Origin of the sequence: Pantoea sp. ACRSC (genome assembly GCF_022346785.1) — a bacterium.
In the GTDB taxonomy this organism is placed as follows: domain Bacteria; phylum Pseudomonadota; class Gammaproteobacteria; order Enterobacterales; family Enterobacteriaceae; genus Pantoea; species Pantoea alvi.
On sequence record NZ_JAKRNN010000013.1, the window covers coordinates 1 to 14,155 of the forward strand.

Annotated in this window: 15 protein-coding genes; 11 read left to right on the forward strand and 4 right to left on the reverse strand. The window is 58.5% G+C overall.

Features of this window, described 5'->3' with window-relative positions; all coding sequences use genetic code 11:
* Positions 1 to 188 precede the first annotated feature (188 nt).
* The 9 genes from fliB (at position 189) to MHZ97_RS13675 (ending at position 9,034) form a co-directional block, all read left to right on the forward strand.
* Positions 189 to 1,256 (forward strand): flagellin lysine-N-methylase, encoded by a 1,068-nt coding sequence (fliB, locus tag MHZ97_RS13635; protein ID WP_239315607.1) that lies wholly within the window; start codon positions 189 to 191, stop codon positions 1,254 to 1,256.
* Positions 1,257 to 1,550: 294 nt separating this feature from the next.
* Positions 1,551 to 2,519 carry an HNH endonuclease signature motif containing protein gene (locus MHZ97_RS13640; RefSeq protein WP_103796161.1) on the forward strand — a complete coding sequence of 323 codons (969 nt, stop codon included), beginning with the start codon at positions 1,551 to 1,553 and terminating at the stop codon, positions 2,517 to 2,519.
* Between the two features lie 143 nt (positions 2,520 to 2,662).
* Positions 2,663 to 3,385 carry an RNA polymerase sigma factor FliA gene (locus tag MHZ97_RS13645; RefSeq protein WP_103796160.1) on the forward strand — a complete coding sequence of 241 codons (723 nt, stop codon included), beginning with the start codon at positions 2,663 to 2,665 and terminating at the stop codon, positions 3,383 to 3,385.
* 49 nt (positions 3,386 to 3,434) lie between these two features.
* Complete coding sequence (gene fliZ, locus MHZ97_RS13650; protein ID WP_033749773.1) at positions 3,435 to 3,938, forward strand: flagella biosynthesis regulatory protein FliZ; 504 nt, start codon at positions 3,435 to 3,437, stop codon at positions 3,936 to 3,938.
* A gap of 249 nt (positions 3,939 to 4,187) precedes the next feature.
* Positions 4,188 to 5,174, forward strand: a complete 987-nt coding sequence (locus MHZ97_RS13655; RefSeq protein WP_239315608.1) for a D-cysteine desulfhydrase — start codon at positions 4,188 to 4,190, stop codon at positions 5,172 to 5,174.
* Positions 5,175 to 5,281: 107 nt separating this feature from the next.
* On the forward strand, positions 5,282 to 6,082 hold the full coding sequence (gene tcyJ / locus MHZ97_RS13660; RefSeq protein ID WP_103796158.1) for a cystine ABC transporter substrate-binding protein: 801 nt from the start codon (positions 5,282 to 5,284) through the stop codon (positions 6,080 to 6,082).
* Positions 6,082 to 6,750, forward strand: a complete 669-nt coding sequence (gene tcyL, locus MHZ97_RS13665) for a cystine ABC transporter permease (protein ID WP_103796157.1) — start codon at positions 6,082 to 6,084, stop codon at positions 6,748 to 6,750. The genes tcyJ and tcyL overlap by 1 nt, the downstream gene beginning before the upstream one ends.
* On the forward strand, positions 6,747 to 7,499 hold the full coding sequence (gene tcyN / locus MHZ97_RS13670) for an L-cystine ABC transporter ATP-binding protein TcyN (protein WP_103796156.1): 753 nt from the start codon (positions 6,747 to 6,749) through the stop codon (positions 7,497 to 7,499). The genes tcyL and tcyN overlap by 4 nt, the downstream gene beginning before the upstream one ends.
* A 452-nt stretch (positions 7,500 to 7,951) precedes the next feature.
* Entirely contained in the window at positions 7,952 to 9,034 is a 1,083-nt protein-coding gene (locus tag MHZ97_RS13675) for an acyltransferase family protein (RefSeq protein ID WP_239315609.1), read from the forward strand.
* A 65-nt stretch (positions 9,035 to 9,099) separates the two neighbouring features.
* On the opposite strand, the gene msrA is transcribed toward MHZ97_RS13675, so the two are convergent.
* The 4 genes from msrA to hpxD all read right to left on the reverse strand — a co-directional run bounded on the left by msrA (position 9,100) and on the right by hpxD (position 12,343).
* Entirely contained in the window at positions 9,100 to 9,633 is a 534-nt protein-coding gene (msrA, locus tag MHZ97_RS13680) for a peptide-methionine (S)-S-oxide reductase MsrA (protein ID WP_103796154.1), read from the reverse strand.
* Between the two features lie 92 nt (positions 9,634 to 9,725).
* Positions 9,726 to 10,292 (reverse strand): flavin reductase family protein, encoded by a 567-nt coding sequence (locus tag MHZ97_RS13685; RefSeq protein WP_239315610.1) that lies wholly within the window; start codon positions 10,290 to 10,292, stop codon positions 9,726 to 9,728.
* A 41-nt stretch (positions 10,293 to 10,333) separates the two neighbouring features.
* Entirely contained in the window at positions 10,334 to 11,299 is a 966-nt protein-coding gene (locus MHZ97_RS13690; protein ID WP_103796153.1) for a PDR/VanB family oxidoreductase, read from the reverse strand.
* A gap of 12 nt (positions 11,300 to 11,311) precedes the next feature.
* Positions 11,312 to 12,343, reverse strand: a complete 1,032-nt coding sequence (gene hpxD, locus MHZ97_RS13695) for a molybdenum cofactor-independent xanthine hydroxylase subunit HpxD (RefSeq protein ID WP_103796152.1) — start codon at positions 12,341 to 12,343, stop codon at positions 11,312 to 11,314.
* Between the two features lie 115 nt (positions 12,344 to 12,458).
* Here hpxD and MHZ97_RS13700 point away from each other — a divergent pair, with 115 nt between their 5' ends.
* Both MHZ97_RS13700 and MHZ97_RS13705 read left to right on the forward strand, forming a co-directional pair.
* Complete coding sequence (locus tag MHZ97_RS13700) at positions 12,459 to 13,370, forward strand: LysR family transcriptional regulator (RefSeq protein WP_103796151.1); 912 nt, start codon at positions 12,459 to 12,461, stop codon at positions 13,368 to 13,370.
* Between the two features lie 162 nt (positions 13,371 to 13,532).
* Positions 13,533 to 14,093, forward strand: a complete 561-nt coding sequence (locus MHZ97_RS13705; protein WP_374044250.1) for an NlpC/P60 family protein — start codon at positions 13,533 to 13,535, stop codon at positions 14,091 to 14,093.
* Positions 14,094 to 14,155: the final 62 nt, after the last annotated feature.

Consider the following 14,155-nt stretch of genomic DNA (forward strand, 5'->3'; position numbering starts at 1 on the left):
CTGAGCGGATTCGCGTTTAAACTCTGCGCTGAAATTTCTTTTTTTCATTGAGGCACCTGTAATGTTCTGAGGTGAGCATATCACCTCTGTTCAGGTGGCCAAATTCAGTAAACCACTTCACTGACTGCTGATAGGCTGGTGGCTGACAATGTGTTTTTACCGTTTTAACGCCATCAACAGGTAAGATCATGAAAGAGATTTCTGTAGTTGAACCGCTATTTTTCAGCGAATTTAAGTGCGCCGGCAGCGAATGCCTGGACCATTGCTGTAAAGGCTGGGATATCTATTTAGATAAGCCCACCGTCAACCGCTATTTAAAGAGCGGGGACATTAAGGTGCGCCAGCTGGCGGAAGAAAATATTATCAAAACCAAAAAAAGTTTTGATAACTGGGGCACCATGAAGTTCTCCGCCAGTGGAAACTGCAGTTTCCTTGATGAGAACAGCCTCTGCACTATCCATAAAAAAATGGGTGAGAAGGCGCTGAGCCCCACCTGTTCCACTTATCCTCGCGCGCAGAAAAAAACCAAATATGAGATCAGGAACAGCCTGACGCTCTCCTGCCCGGAAGCGGTAAAAGGCCTGCTGGCCAGCCCTGAGGCGATGCTACTGAATGAACATAAATCGCTGCGTATCTCCGCCCTGAACGCGCCGGAGATCGATCAGCCGTCGCGCTTTATTAATCTGCTGTGCAGCAATCTGCTGCTGGCCAGCGGCGCCAGTATTGAGCAGGGGCTTTACGGCATTGCGATGCTGTTTCTTTTTGCCGAGAAAACAGGCGACAGCGCGGATAAATATACCCGGCTTGAAGAGTACTTTTTCTCTGTTCTGAATCTTATCCAGCAGGGGGAGATGGCGGCCAATATCGACAGCATCAAGCCTGACTATCAGCTGCAGTGGGCCTTGCTGCTGCGTCTGCAGGCCTATCTGGGGAGCCACAAGGCGATTCGCGGGTCGGCAACGCTCTATCATTACGTCAATAAGCTGATTTACATCCAGAGCGATGTCGCTGAGGGCAACGACGTCACGGTATCGATGAAGCGTCTGGCCAGCGTCTGGCAGGATAAACTTAAACCCTGGCTGGCGGAGCGCCCGCATATTATGGGCAATTATCTGCAGTACCGGATGTATCACGACAGTTTCCCCTCCCACAACGGGCAGAGCGCACTCGCTACCCTCTATCTGTTAACGGCGGAGTGGTTCCTGCTGAGATCGCTGCTGTCAGCCAGCATGGAGCTGGTGGGCACCATCAGCTAACAAGACGTCATTAATATTATTTACAGCTACCACTCAGTCACGAAACACGATCAGATTTCCGATAAAGCTTTTATGCGTGAAATTGAAAAAAGCAAAGTTAACGACGATCTCTCGCTGCTTCATCTGCTGCGATAATTGCGGCAGGCGTACTGTCTGAATCAGTACGCCTGACCTTAGCCCTTCTCCTCTCCTGGCGCCGGCACTTTGCTTGTTGCGTTACAGATCCCCGCGCGCCTGCCGATAACTCTCTGCAGAACAACACACTACTTTCAGAACGACTTTTCTGGAGTGTCTATGCGCTTCAATTATGACTTGTTACCCGGCGAGCAGCTGACCTTCGACGAGATCGCGCTGCGTTACGCGCGGCAGCATCCCGACGAGAAGGCGCTCACCGTGCGCGGGTTGCTGAGCCCGTCCACCAGCTATCGCACCTTACGCATCCGCGCGGTATTCGCCAGCGAAGAGAGCAACAGTCCACTGGCGGAGCTACTGTTTATCTCTGACGACAACGAGCGCAAAAACTACCTGCGCCGCTTTGAGCACTATCTCAAGTCGCAGCAGCCTTTTGCCTATTTCCGGCGTAGCAGCGAGGCGCAGCGCGACAACCTCTGGCAGGTGATGGGCGAAAGCCGCGTCTATGCGATGATCGATCCCCATTCCGCCGCCGCGCAGAACCTGCTCGCCAGCCGTGGCTATCAGCTGGTGTTGATGCGGGAGGATGAGAGCGAGGCCTGCTGGCAGCTCTTCGATCCCCAGTCGAACCCCTGTTTTCCGCTCTCGCGTCCTGTTCAGTTCATCGTGGTGCTGAGCACGCCGCAGCATAAGGCCCCTGCAGCGGTCATGGCGGGCATGGAGGTGGGGAGGCGGGTCAAGGCGAGCCTGCTCCAGCGCGCCAGTCAGGCCGAGTTTCTGGCGGCCCTGAAAGCGCGCTACGGCGGCTGCGTGATGACCGGCACGCGCCTTACCGACCGTCATAGCTGGCCCTGGGTAGAGGCCTGCCATATCGATACGCGGGAAAACGAAGAGGGCGGCCTTGCGGATAACAGCGCCGACAACGGCCTGTTTCTGCGCAGCGACCTGCAGCGACTGTTTCTCAATAAACTGATAAGCATCGATGGTGAATCGGGCCAGATACGCTTTCATCCCGACGCGGAAACCCGGCAAAGCATAAGCCCCTATTACCAGGATCTTGAGGGCCAGGTGTGCGCGCTATGGGAAGCGGTGCCGCTCGCCACGCGGCAGCGGCTGCGCGCGTCTGATTAAGCGGCGTCACGAGAGCGGGGCGATCCGCTCTCTGACATAACAAAAATGAAATAACCTCGCTTTTGCCCGCCTATTCAGCCAATCGATCCCCCTACAGAATTGGATAATCCTGCCGATAACTTCATTAACGCAGGGTAGTCAACGTGAACGATTTCTATACCGCCGAAGGCGTGATGGATAAACATTCTCTCTGGCAGCGCTACGTCCCGCTGGTGCGCCATGAAGCGTTGCGTCTGCAGGTGCGTCTGCCAGCCAGCGTTGAGCTTGACGATCTGCTGCAGGCCGGGGGAATTGGCTTGCTGAATGCTGTGGAGCGTTACGACGCCCTGCAGGGGACAGCATTTACCACCTACGCCGTGCAGCGCATCCGAGGCGCAATGCTGGATGAGCTTCGCAGCCGGGACTGGGCGCCGCGCAGCGTGCGACGTAACGCACGCGAAGTGGCGGGCGCAATGCACCAGGTCGAGCAGACGATGGGGCGTGCGGCCACCGAGCAGGAGGTAGCCGATCGGCTGAATGTTTCGATGGAAGAGTACCGGCAAATTCTGCTGGATACCAACAACAGCCAGCTTTTCTCCTACGACGAGTATCGGGAAGAACACGGCGACAGCGCGGAGCTGGTGACGGATGGCCATGAAGAGGCCAACCCGCTGCATCAGCTACTTGAAGGGAATCTGCGTGAACGCGTCATTGAAGCGATCGAAGCGTTACCCGATCGCGAAAAAATGGTGCTGACACTGTACTACCAGGAAGAACTGAACCTGAAAGAGATTGGAGCGGTACTCGACGTGGGAGAATCACGCGTCAGCCAACTGCACAGTCAGGCGATTAAACGCCTGCGTGCCCGACTTACGGGAGCGCGCTGACGGCCTCAGTTCCTGGCGATCTAAAAATAATAAAACCGGGGACTCAGCAATGGGAGCCAAATCCAAGGCCAGACCTTTAAGCCGTTATCTTAAAGACTACAAACATAGCCAGAGCCACTGTTCACACTGTGGCAAAGTACTGGACCGCATGGCGTTGGTCTTTCGCGGTCAGATCATCAATAAAGAGGCCATTGCGCGCATGGACCAAATGATTGATGAGCAGCTGTGGCTGAAATTACAGCCAGAACTGACCGCGCTGTGCCGTTTCTGTAGTGATATTTTTTGCAATACGCATCCTAATTACTTCGACATTATGGCATTCAAGCAGTACCTGTTTGAGCAGACGGAAATGAGCCACAGCACTATCCGCGAATATGTGGTAAGGCTGCGTCGTCTGGACGATATGCTTAAGGCCAAAAATTTCCCGGCTGACCGCTTAAGCGGCAACAGCTGGCACGCCTGCCTGGAGAATGATTTGCCCGATGCGGGAAATAACAACTACCGGATTGCGCTGCGCAAATACGATCAGTTTCTGGGGTGGCAGCGCAGCTAGCTGCTAAAGCGCTGGCAGGGTGACGCGTTCTGTACAGGGGGAGCGCGTCAGAGCGTGCCAGCAACGCGTTAAGTATGCCGCCGCCGCGCATTCAGCAGGCGGCGCATTGCTAAGCAGGCACCGCTCACCCTGACGGTGAGCGAGCGGTAGCAGGCCGCTCGCCCCTTTCTTTTCTGCGCGATGGCAGATGATCCTGCGCGCAACTTCTGCAACACTGTAAAGATTACTGTGACTGCCCTGGAGGCCGCATTGTCTTTACATCTTGTTCATCAGTATCCGCGTCTTGAACTGCTCGGCGCGCCCACGCCGCTGGAGCACCTGCCGCGCCTCTCCGATTACGCCGGCCGCGATATCTTTATCAAACGTGACGATGTCACGCCCATCGCCCTGGGCGGCAACAAGCTGCGCAAGCTGGAGTTCCTGGCGGCGGAGGCGCTGCGCGAAGGCGCAGACGTCTTGCTCACGGCGGGCGCTATCCAGTCCAACCATGTGCGTCAGACCGCCGCCGTCGCCGCGAAACTCGGCCTGAAGTGCGTCGCGCTGCTGGAAAACCCAATCAACACCCAGGCGGAAAACTACCTCAGCAACGGCAACCGGCTGCTGCTGGATCTGTTTGACTGCGAAATCGTGCTGGTCGAGGCGCTGCACAATCCGGCGGCACAGCTGGCGGAGCAGGCAGAGCGGCTTGAGGCGCAGGGCTTTCGCCCCTTTGTGGTGCCGGTGGGCGGCTCTAACTGGCTCGGCGCGCTCGGCTATATCGAATGCGCGCAGGAGATTGCGCACCAGAGCGAAGGCGTGGTCGACTACGCCGCAGTGGTGGTCGCTTCCGGCAGCGCCGGTACCCATGCCGGACTGGCGGTCGGCCTTGAGCAGCTGCTGCCGCAAACAGAGGTCGTCGGCGTCACCGTCTCGCGCAAAGCGGAGCAGCAGCTGCCGGTGGTGGACAGCCTGCGTCAGCAGCTGGTGGCCAGACTAGAGCTGACCAGCACGGCGCCCGTTACCCTGTGGGACGACTACTTCGGCCCGCGCTACGGCGAGCCAAACGAAGAGGGAATGGAGGCGGTAAAACTGCTGGCGCGGCTGGAGGGCATCCTGCTGGATCCGGTCTACACCGGCAAAGCGATGGCCGGACTGCTGGACGGCATCAGCCAGAACCGTTTCCGCCGCGACGGGCCGCTGCTCTTCATACACACCGGCGGCGCACCGGCGTTATTTGCTTATCATCCTTCGGTCTGAGCAGTCAGAAGAAAAACGTTTATACTTCGCGGGTTAATACCGCAGTACCGGGCGGCGCAGACGCCGCCTGACAACACACACATCACATACTAATAAATGGGGTAGATATGATTTTTTCTCGTGTTGGTCGCCATCTGGCGATGGGCGTGATGGCGGCGGCGCTGATTGCCGGCGTTAACCTGAAGACGCACGCAGCGGAAAACCTGCTGGCAAAGGTCAAAGATAAAGGCGAGCTGCGCGTGGGTCTCGAGGGCACCTATCCGCCGTTCAGCTTTCAGGATGAAAACGGCAAACTCACCGGATTTGAAGTGGAGTTCGCGCAGCAGCTGGCGCAGCATCTGGGCGTGAAGGCCAAACTGCAGCCGACCAAATGGGACGGCATGCTGGCGTCGCTGGACTCAAAGCGCATTGATGTGGTGATCAACCAGGTGACCATCTCCGACGAGCGCAAGAAGAAGTATGACTTCTCTACGCCGTATACCATCTCCGGCGTGCAGGCGCTGACGATGAAGGCGAAAGCGGGCACCATCAGCAAGCCGGACGATCTGGCGGGTAAAAAAGTCGGCGTTGGCCTGGGCTCTAACTATGAGCAGTGGCTGCGCGACAACGTTAAAGGCGTCGATATCCGTACCTATGACGACGACCCGACAAAATATCAGGATCTGCGCTCTGGCCGTCTGGATGCGATCCTCGTCGATCGTCTGGCCGCGCTGGATCTGGTGAAGAAAACCGGCAACACCATGGCGGTTGCAGGCGCGCCGTTCTCCCGTCTTGAGTCAGGCGTCGCGCTGCGTAAAGGCAACGACGATCTGCTCAACGCCGTTAACCAGGCGATCGCCGCCATGCAGAAAGATGGTTCGCTGACCAAACTCTCTGAAAAATGGTTCGGCGCGGATGTGACTAAGTAATGCAGGAAAGTCTCCAACTGGTGCTGGATTCAGCACCTTTTTTATTAAAAGGCGCGCTGTTTACGCTGCAGCTCAGCATCGGCGGCATGTTTTTCGGGCTGGTGCTGGGCTTTGTGCTGGCGCTGATGCGGCTGTCGCACTTCTGGCCGGTTAGCCTGCTGTCACGCTTCTACGTATCGGTGTTTCGCGGCACGCCGCTGATCGCCCAGCTGTTTATGATCTACTACGGTCTGCCGCAGTTCGGCATCGAGCTCGATCCCATTCCCTCCGCCATGATTGGCCTGTCGCTGAATACCGCCGCCTACGCCTCGGAATCGCTGCGCGGCGCGATTGCGGCTATTGAGCGCGGTCAGTGGGAAGCGGCGGCGAGTATCGGCATGACGCGCTGGCAGACGCTGCGCCGCGTTATTCTGCCCCAGGCGGCCCGTACGGCGCTGCCGCCGCTCGGCAACAGCTTTATCAGCCTGGTGAAGGATACCTCGCTGGCGGCGACCATCCAGGTGCCGGAGCTGTTCCGCCAGGCGCAGTTGATCACTTCGCGCACGCTGGAGGTTTTCACCATGTATCTGGCGGCCTCGCTGATCTACTGGGTTATGGCGACCGTTCTGTCGGCGCTGCAAAACCGGCTGGAAAAACGGGTCAATCGTCAGGATGAGGAGGCGAAATGAGCGCCATCGAAATCAGCAAGCTGGTGAAAACCTTTAACGGCCAGAGGGTGCTGCACGGCATTGACCTTGAGGTCGCTTCCGGCGAAGTGGTGGCGATTATCGGGCCGAGCGGATCGGGGAAAACCACGCTGCTGCGCTGCATCAACCTGCTGGAAACGCCGGACAGCGGCACCATCAAGGTTGGCGAGATCGCTATCGACGCCACGCTGGCGCAGACGAAGCAGAAAGAGCAGGTGCGCAAGCTGCGCCAGCAGGTCGGCTTTGTGTTCCAGAACTTCAATCTGTTTCCCCATCGCTCGGTGCTGGAAAATATCATTGAAGGGCCGGTGATCGTCAAAGGCGAGCCGAAAGGGGAAGCCGAAGCGCGCGCGCGTGCGCTGCTGGAGAAAGTAGGACTGCAGGGCAGGGAGAGCAGTTTCCCGCGCCGGCTTTCCGGCGGCCAGCAGCAGCGCGTCGCTATTGCTCGCGCGCTGGCGATGCGTCCGCAGGTGATCCTGTTCGACGAGCCGACGTCGGCGCTCGATCCCGAGCTGGTGGGCGAGGTGCTTAACACCATCCGCGCGCTGGCTCAGGAGAAGCGCACCATGGTCATCGTTACCCATGAGATGAGCTTTGCCCGCGATGTGGCGGACCGGGCGATTTTTATGGACCAGGGCCGCATCGTTGAGCAGGGCGCGGCGAAAGCACTGTTCAGCAATCCTCAGCAGGCGCGCACCCGACAGTTCCTCGAGAAATTTCTCAATCAGTAATCAATACGCCTCTCAGGAGGCGTATTTCTCTTTCCTGCTGCGCACGGGCCAGCGCTGGACATTATTCTCTTATTCGCCCTACCACAGCTAATTATTTATGCTTAACCCATTTGGTGCAAAAGCTTTAAATTTTTTTGCGCTTATGAATATTGCTCTGGTTTTACTGCTTCAGGTTTTCTCCTATTTACTCAGCTAAATAAGCTTTGCCAGCGCTGACCGATTTCCTTGCTTAGTCTTTACCAGCTAACTAAAAAAGTGCTGCATAAAAGAAATGTAAAGAAAAAGCGAGACGAGTAAAGCCTTGTTAATTCAGGGCCAGCTAAAAACTTTTAAGACTTTCGCTAGAGTCAGCGGCAGGGGAATGGCGAATAATCGCCAGATAATCCTAAAAGTATCATTTCGCTTATTCTCCTTTCCTTTTAAATTCTGACCTACACAGCAGGAGTCAAATTATGAACAAGGCTAAGTCAGAGGAAATATCCTGGGTTAATACCCTAAAGGGGGCCTGCATATTGCTGGTGGTGCTCTATCACACGGTGCTGCCCGGCTTTGAAGGCACGCTAAAGTATCTCTCCGCAGGCTGGCTCCCGGCGGAAATATGGGTGCAGTTTAATACCATACTCTCGCCGCTGCGCATGCCCGCCTTTTTCTTTGTCTCTGGCCTGCTGGCGACCAATGGCATTCTTAATCGCCCCTGGAAACAGGTTTTCACCAGCCGTATCACTAATCTCTTTTATCTCTACATTCTGTGGGGGTTTATTCAGTGGTGGTCGATTGTCGGCATCTCTACTGAAATTACCGGCCAGCGTATTTCGCAAAATCTTAACGCCGCCTATGCCGGCTCGCTGCTTGAGTTTTTAAAGCTGACCTTTATGGCGATGAGCACCTCCTGGTATCTCTACGGGCTTGGCTTATATTTCCTCTGCGCCAAACTCTTTCGCCAGCATAAAGTGGCCCTGCTGGCGGTTGCAGTGCTGCTTAATTACCTTGCGGTAGAGAAGATTATTCCCTTCTGGGGGCCGCAAAGCGTGGCGCAATATTTTCTGTTTTTCCTGCTGGGGGTATTCTGGAGTCCGATGATGCTGCGGCTGAGCGAATGGCGCCGGGAAAATATCGTGCCCTGGGCGATCCTGGCGGCGCTGGCGGGCATCCACGTTATTTTCGGCCTCGACAGAAGCCTGTTTATGTGTGTGCTCGCCGTGCTGGCGAGCGTGGCGGCCTGCCGCTGGCTTAATCAGCGCTTCAACATGAGCTATATGAACTGGATAGGGCGTAACACGCTGCAGATTTACGTGATTCACCGCATCTTTATCGAGTTCTTCGGCATGTCGGCGATTCTGTTCGCCCAGCGCCACCATCTGTTTGAGCAGGCCTGGTTTTCGTTTCTGTGGGCCTGCCTCTATCCGGTGGCGATAGTCGGCCTCTGTTCACTCTGTTCGGTGGCGGTATGGTCGGTAACCAACCGCGGCCTGGGGCAGTCGCTGTTTATCTTCCCGACGCTGATTGGCCTGAAGCGCACCCGTTCCGCCGCCTGAAAAAAAGCCCCGCACGGGCGGGGCTGAGTCAGTATGCGGCAGCGGGCGCGACGCCCGCTGCTGGCTTAGTTCTTCACGCGGTTAGCGAAGCTTTTGCGCAGCTTCTGCAGCTTCGGCGGGATAACCGCCATGCAGTAGCCGTTGCGCTGGCCCGCGCCTTCCCAGTAATCCTGATGATAAGCCTCGGCGGGATACCACTCTTTCAGCGGCTCGATGGTGGTGACCACCGGGTCCTGATGATCCTGCTGCGCGCGCGCAATGGCGGCAACCGCCTCCGCTTCCTGCTCCGGCGTGGCCGGGAAGATGGCAGAGCGGTACTGCGTGCCGATATCGTTGCCCTGGCGGTTAAGCTGCGTCGGATCGTGGGTGGCGAAGCTGATATCCAGCAGATCGCCGTAGCTCACTTTTTCAGGGTCAAATCCGATGCGAATCGCTTCTGCATGACCGGTCGCGCCGCTGCAGACCTGCTCATAGGTCGGATTAGGACGCGCGCCGCCTGTATAGCCGCTTTCAACCGACTCCACGCCGATCACATCTTTAAAAACCGCTTCGGTACACCAGAAACAGCCGCCTGCGATCACTGCGTATTCGATTGTCATAATGCTTAACTCCTGTCGAGGTCGAGTATGAGAGAGTAGGGACGGCGGCGATCCTTTTCAACCCGCGCACGGCGAGATTCGTCGGCGACAGGCTAAATCAGCATCTCAGGTTTAAACTGGCCGCTGCGATCCAGCACGCGGTCGCCCATAATGGTAAAGCGGCCTTCGCCAGTGTAGTGCAGGGTCGGCGGGAATTCCGGCTCGTCGGCGACGTGGGCCTTTACGATCTCGAAGATAAACAGGTTGTAGTTATCCACCATCGAATCGTCATAGAGCTGGCACTCAAAGCTGGCGAAACACTCACTGATAAGCGGGGCGTTTACCACGCTGGCGGGTTCGGCGGTCAGGCCGAAGGCGTCGAACTTATCCAGTTTGTCGCCGTGGCTGTTGCCGATAGCGACCACTTCATCGATTAAATCCGCCGAGGGGACGTTAAGCACGCACTGGCCGCTGTCGCGGATCAGTGCATGGCTGTGGTTCATGCTGGAAATCATGCAGCCGACCAGCGACGGCGAGAATTCCAGCACCGTATGCCAGCCGAGCGTCATGATGTCGCTGTGCGTGTCGAACTGCGAACTGAGCAGCAGCACCGGGCCTGGCTCGAGATACTTGCGCGCCTTGCTGACCGGAAAGGCGGTTTTGTGCAGACGTTGACTCATGACATCTCCTTGTTTCGGGGCGATGTCTTTAAGTGTAGAAGCTACAGGTCGATCACCAGCGCTTTACTGCGGCTGCGCGAGCAGCAGAGCGCGATTTGTTGAAGCGGCGCAGACTTTTCCGTCTCCGTCTGTACGGTGTCGCGATGGTCCGGCTCCCCGGATACCACCGGCGTAAGGCAGGCGCCGCACAGCCCCATTTCGCAGGAGAGCGGCACCTCGACGCCGTTTTCCAGCAGCACGCGGGCGATGGTCTTATCCGCAGGCACCGGCCAGCTGGCGCCGGAAGAGGCCAGGGTAACGGTAAAGCACTCATCGTCACCCTGCGCCGGCGTCGGCGCGGCGGCGCTAAAAGCTTCCGTATGCAGCTGTTCCTCACGCCAGCCGAGCGCCTGCGCCCGCTGCTGCAGGTGCGTCATAAAGCCCTGCGGCCCGCAGAGGTAGAGATGCGTTCCCGGCTCAGGCGCACGCAGCGCCTCGGGCAGATGCTGGCGCGGGCTATGCCCCTCGGCGCTGCAGAGGATCTCGCCGTAGCCGTGGCGGAACGGCTGCAGCAGCTGGCGCGTCAGGGCGGCGTCCTGACGCTGCTTCACATAGTAGTGCAGCGAGAAGGGCACCGCATCCGCCTCAAGCTGCGCCGCCATCGCCAGCAGCGGCGTCAAACCGATACCGGCGGCGATAAGCACCACGCGCTGCGCCGGCACCAGCGGAAAGAGGTTGCGCGGCGCGGAAATGGTCAGCTGCTGGCCGAGGCGCAGCTGCTGATGGATATAGCGCGAGCCGCCGCGCGAGTCGGCGGCCAGCCCGACGCAGATCAGATAGCGATCCTGGCGCAGCGGCGAGCCGGTAAGCGAATATTGCCGCATCAGGCCGTTGCCCAGCTGCAGGTCGATATGGGCGCCCGCCTCCCAGCGCGGCAGCGGCTGCCCGTCGTCGCGCACCAGGCTCAGCGCAACGGCGTGGCGTCCCTGACGCGACAGGCCATCAATGGTTACCGTAAAGGTTGTCATCTCATCTCCTCGCTAAACCAGGAAAAAGTCGCCGTAGCCCTGTTTTTTCAGGCCGCGGCGATAGGCGATCGAGCTGCGGTCGGCGGGAATATGCGCCTCCAGCGTCAGGTCGAGGGGCAGGCGCTCCGGCATCTGCGTCTCAACCATCAGCCGATCCTCTTCGAACACCCGGTGGTTGAAGGCGTGAACCTCCTCGACCGGAATATGCAGGTCAAAGTTGCGCGCGATGGGTGCGAACATGCGCGTTTTACGCGCCGAGACCGGCGAGGCGGCGTTCATAATGACCAGGCGCGCGGCGTCAGGGAAATGCACCGTCAGCGTGGCGGTAAAGGGCAGATGCATCTCAAAATGGCGCAGCCACTGGAAGCCCTCCGGCGCCTGCTGTTCGGCACCCGCCGCGAAGTTGGAAACCGAACTCCAGTAATCCACCGCAAAGCCATACTCGGTTTCAACCGGATTGTAGGGCGGCACCTCCTGGTTATCGGGATCGGCGAAGGTTTCGCTGTGTACCCAGGCGAAATGGGCGACGTCGAGAAAGCCCTCTACCTGACGCCCGGCAAAGCCGGCGACGTCGAAAGGAGGACAGACGATCTGCTGAAAACCGGCGTCTTGCCAGTGCGGCATCTGCGGCAGCGCGGCAGGATTGTCCGCGTCCGGCGCGAGACAGACCCACACCAGGCCAAAGCGCACCTCAACCGGAAAGCTAATAAGATTGAGTTTGGCGGGCACCGGCTGGTTGGGGCTGGAGGGAATACGGTTGCAGCGGCCATCCTCGCCGAAGCGCAGCCCGTGATAGGGGCAGATAATGCCGTGCTCGTCGTGAAAGCCGAGCGTCAGCGGCACGCCGCGGTGCGGGCAGACATCTCTGGCGGCGACGATCTGCTCATTAATTCGGTAGATCACCAGCTGCTCGTCAAGCAGCACCGCTTTCATCGGCGCGGGGCCTACGTCGCACAGGCGCGCCACCGGATGCCAGCAGCGCGCCAGCCGCAGCCAGTCGTCAGGTTCAAAGGTACAATGAGCGGGAGGCGTAGGTTGTTTCATGGCGATTACCTGTCTGGGGCGCGAAAGAAGATAGCGACATTGTGGACAAAGAGGGGTGTAACGATCCATCATCGTTTTTTCAGCAAACTGTTGCATTAAACAGTACAGGTCACCCATGCTTCCTTTTTCACGGTTCTCTCACTACTTTCTGGAGCTGGCGCGCAGCGGCAGCCTGCGTAAGGCGGCGGAGCGGCTGCACGTCTCCGCCTCGGCGATTAACCGGCAGATTTTGCAGGCGGAGGAGGAGCTTGGCATGCGGCTGTTCGAGCGGCTGCCGGACGGTATGCGCCTGACCAGCGCCGGCGAGCTGCTGCTGGACGACCTGCGTCGCTGGCAGCGGGAGTACCAGCGCACCCGCCAGCGCTTCGATGAGATTCAGGGGCTGCGGCGCGGCCACGTCAGCCTCGGCCTGATCCAGGCGCTGAACGAAGGGGCGATTGCCGATGCGCTGTCGCAGATCGCGCAGGCGCACCCCTGGCTGCGGCTCGATCTCAGCGTCCACGACAGCGCGCAGATTGGCGAGCAGGTGCGGCTGGCGGAGCTGGACGCCGGACTGGTGCTGGATCCGCAGGCGCAGGCCGGACTGAGCGTCATGGCCTTCGCCGAGCTGCCAGTTGGCGTGGTGCTGCCCGCCGGGCACGCGCTCAGCGGGCGGGAGACGCTCTCTACCGGCCAGCTCAGCGCGGAGCGGCATATTATTCCCGGCGCGCCGCTGGTGGTGCATGAGCGGGTCGAGATGCTCTACCGGCGGCACAGCCTGCAGCCGGAGAACCTTATTACCTGTAACGATATTCGCCTGATTAAATCGCTTATCAAGCAGGGCAGCGGCATCAGCATTCTAAGCCTGCTCGACGTGATGGATGAGGTGGAGCGGGGCGCGCTCAGCTTCGTTCCGCTGCGCGATCCCAACGTGCGGCCATTAACCCTGGCATTATGCTGCGCGCCTGCGCGACAGCTGTCACGCGCTGCACAGCAGGTGATCCAGCATCTTACCGGCGTTATCGAGTCGCTTAATGCGCCACGCTAGAGAGTAATATTTGTCTTAAAATCAGCATATAGCGCGCCACTACCGCACTTTTTGTAAATTAACGTAAAGCGAGCGCCAGCCTGGTTTAGCGGAAAGCGTAATTAGGCTATAAGTCCTCTACCGTGCCAACCTGCTCAGGCCTCACCCTACACGATGATGACTCTGCGACCTCTGCTGACGCTTGTGTTAGCTTCTGCTTTTCTGCTTGGCGGCTGCTCGCGCCATTCGACTGATACCTCCGCACAAAACGATACGCAGGTCATTGATGAGAGCCAGGGCGATCAGGGCGATCTGATTCCGGTCGTCGCCGCGCTGCACGATCAGATGCATACCTGGCACGGCACGCAATATCAGTGGGGCGGCACCGAGCTTTCCGGCGTCGACTGCTCAGGTTTTGTCTGGCGCACCCTGAAGGATCGTTTCAATCTGCCAATGGATCGCGTGACCACCACCGAACTGCTGAAGATGGGCAAACGCATCGCGCCGCGCGATCTGCAGCCGGGGGATCTGGTCTTTTTCCGCATTAAAGGCGGCATGCACGTCGGCTTCTATGATACCGATCGACACTTCTTCCACGCCTCGGTCAGCCAGGGCGTCGTGCGCTCCGAGCTGGACAATCCCTACTGGCAAAAAGTTTTCTATCAGGCGCGGCGGCTGCCGAAAGAGTACAACGCGCAGATCACCCTCAATAAAGGCAGCGGCATGACGCTGGCGCGTAAGTAGTTTTTTCCGGGCGTGAACGGCCCGGCAGAACGCTAAGGGATAAAGCCCGCCTCACGGCGGGC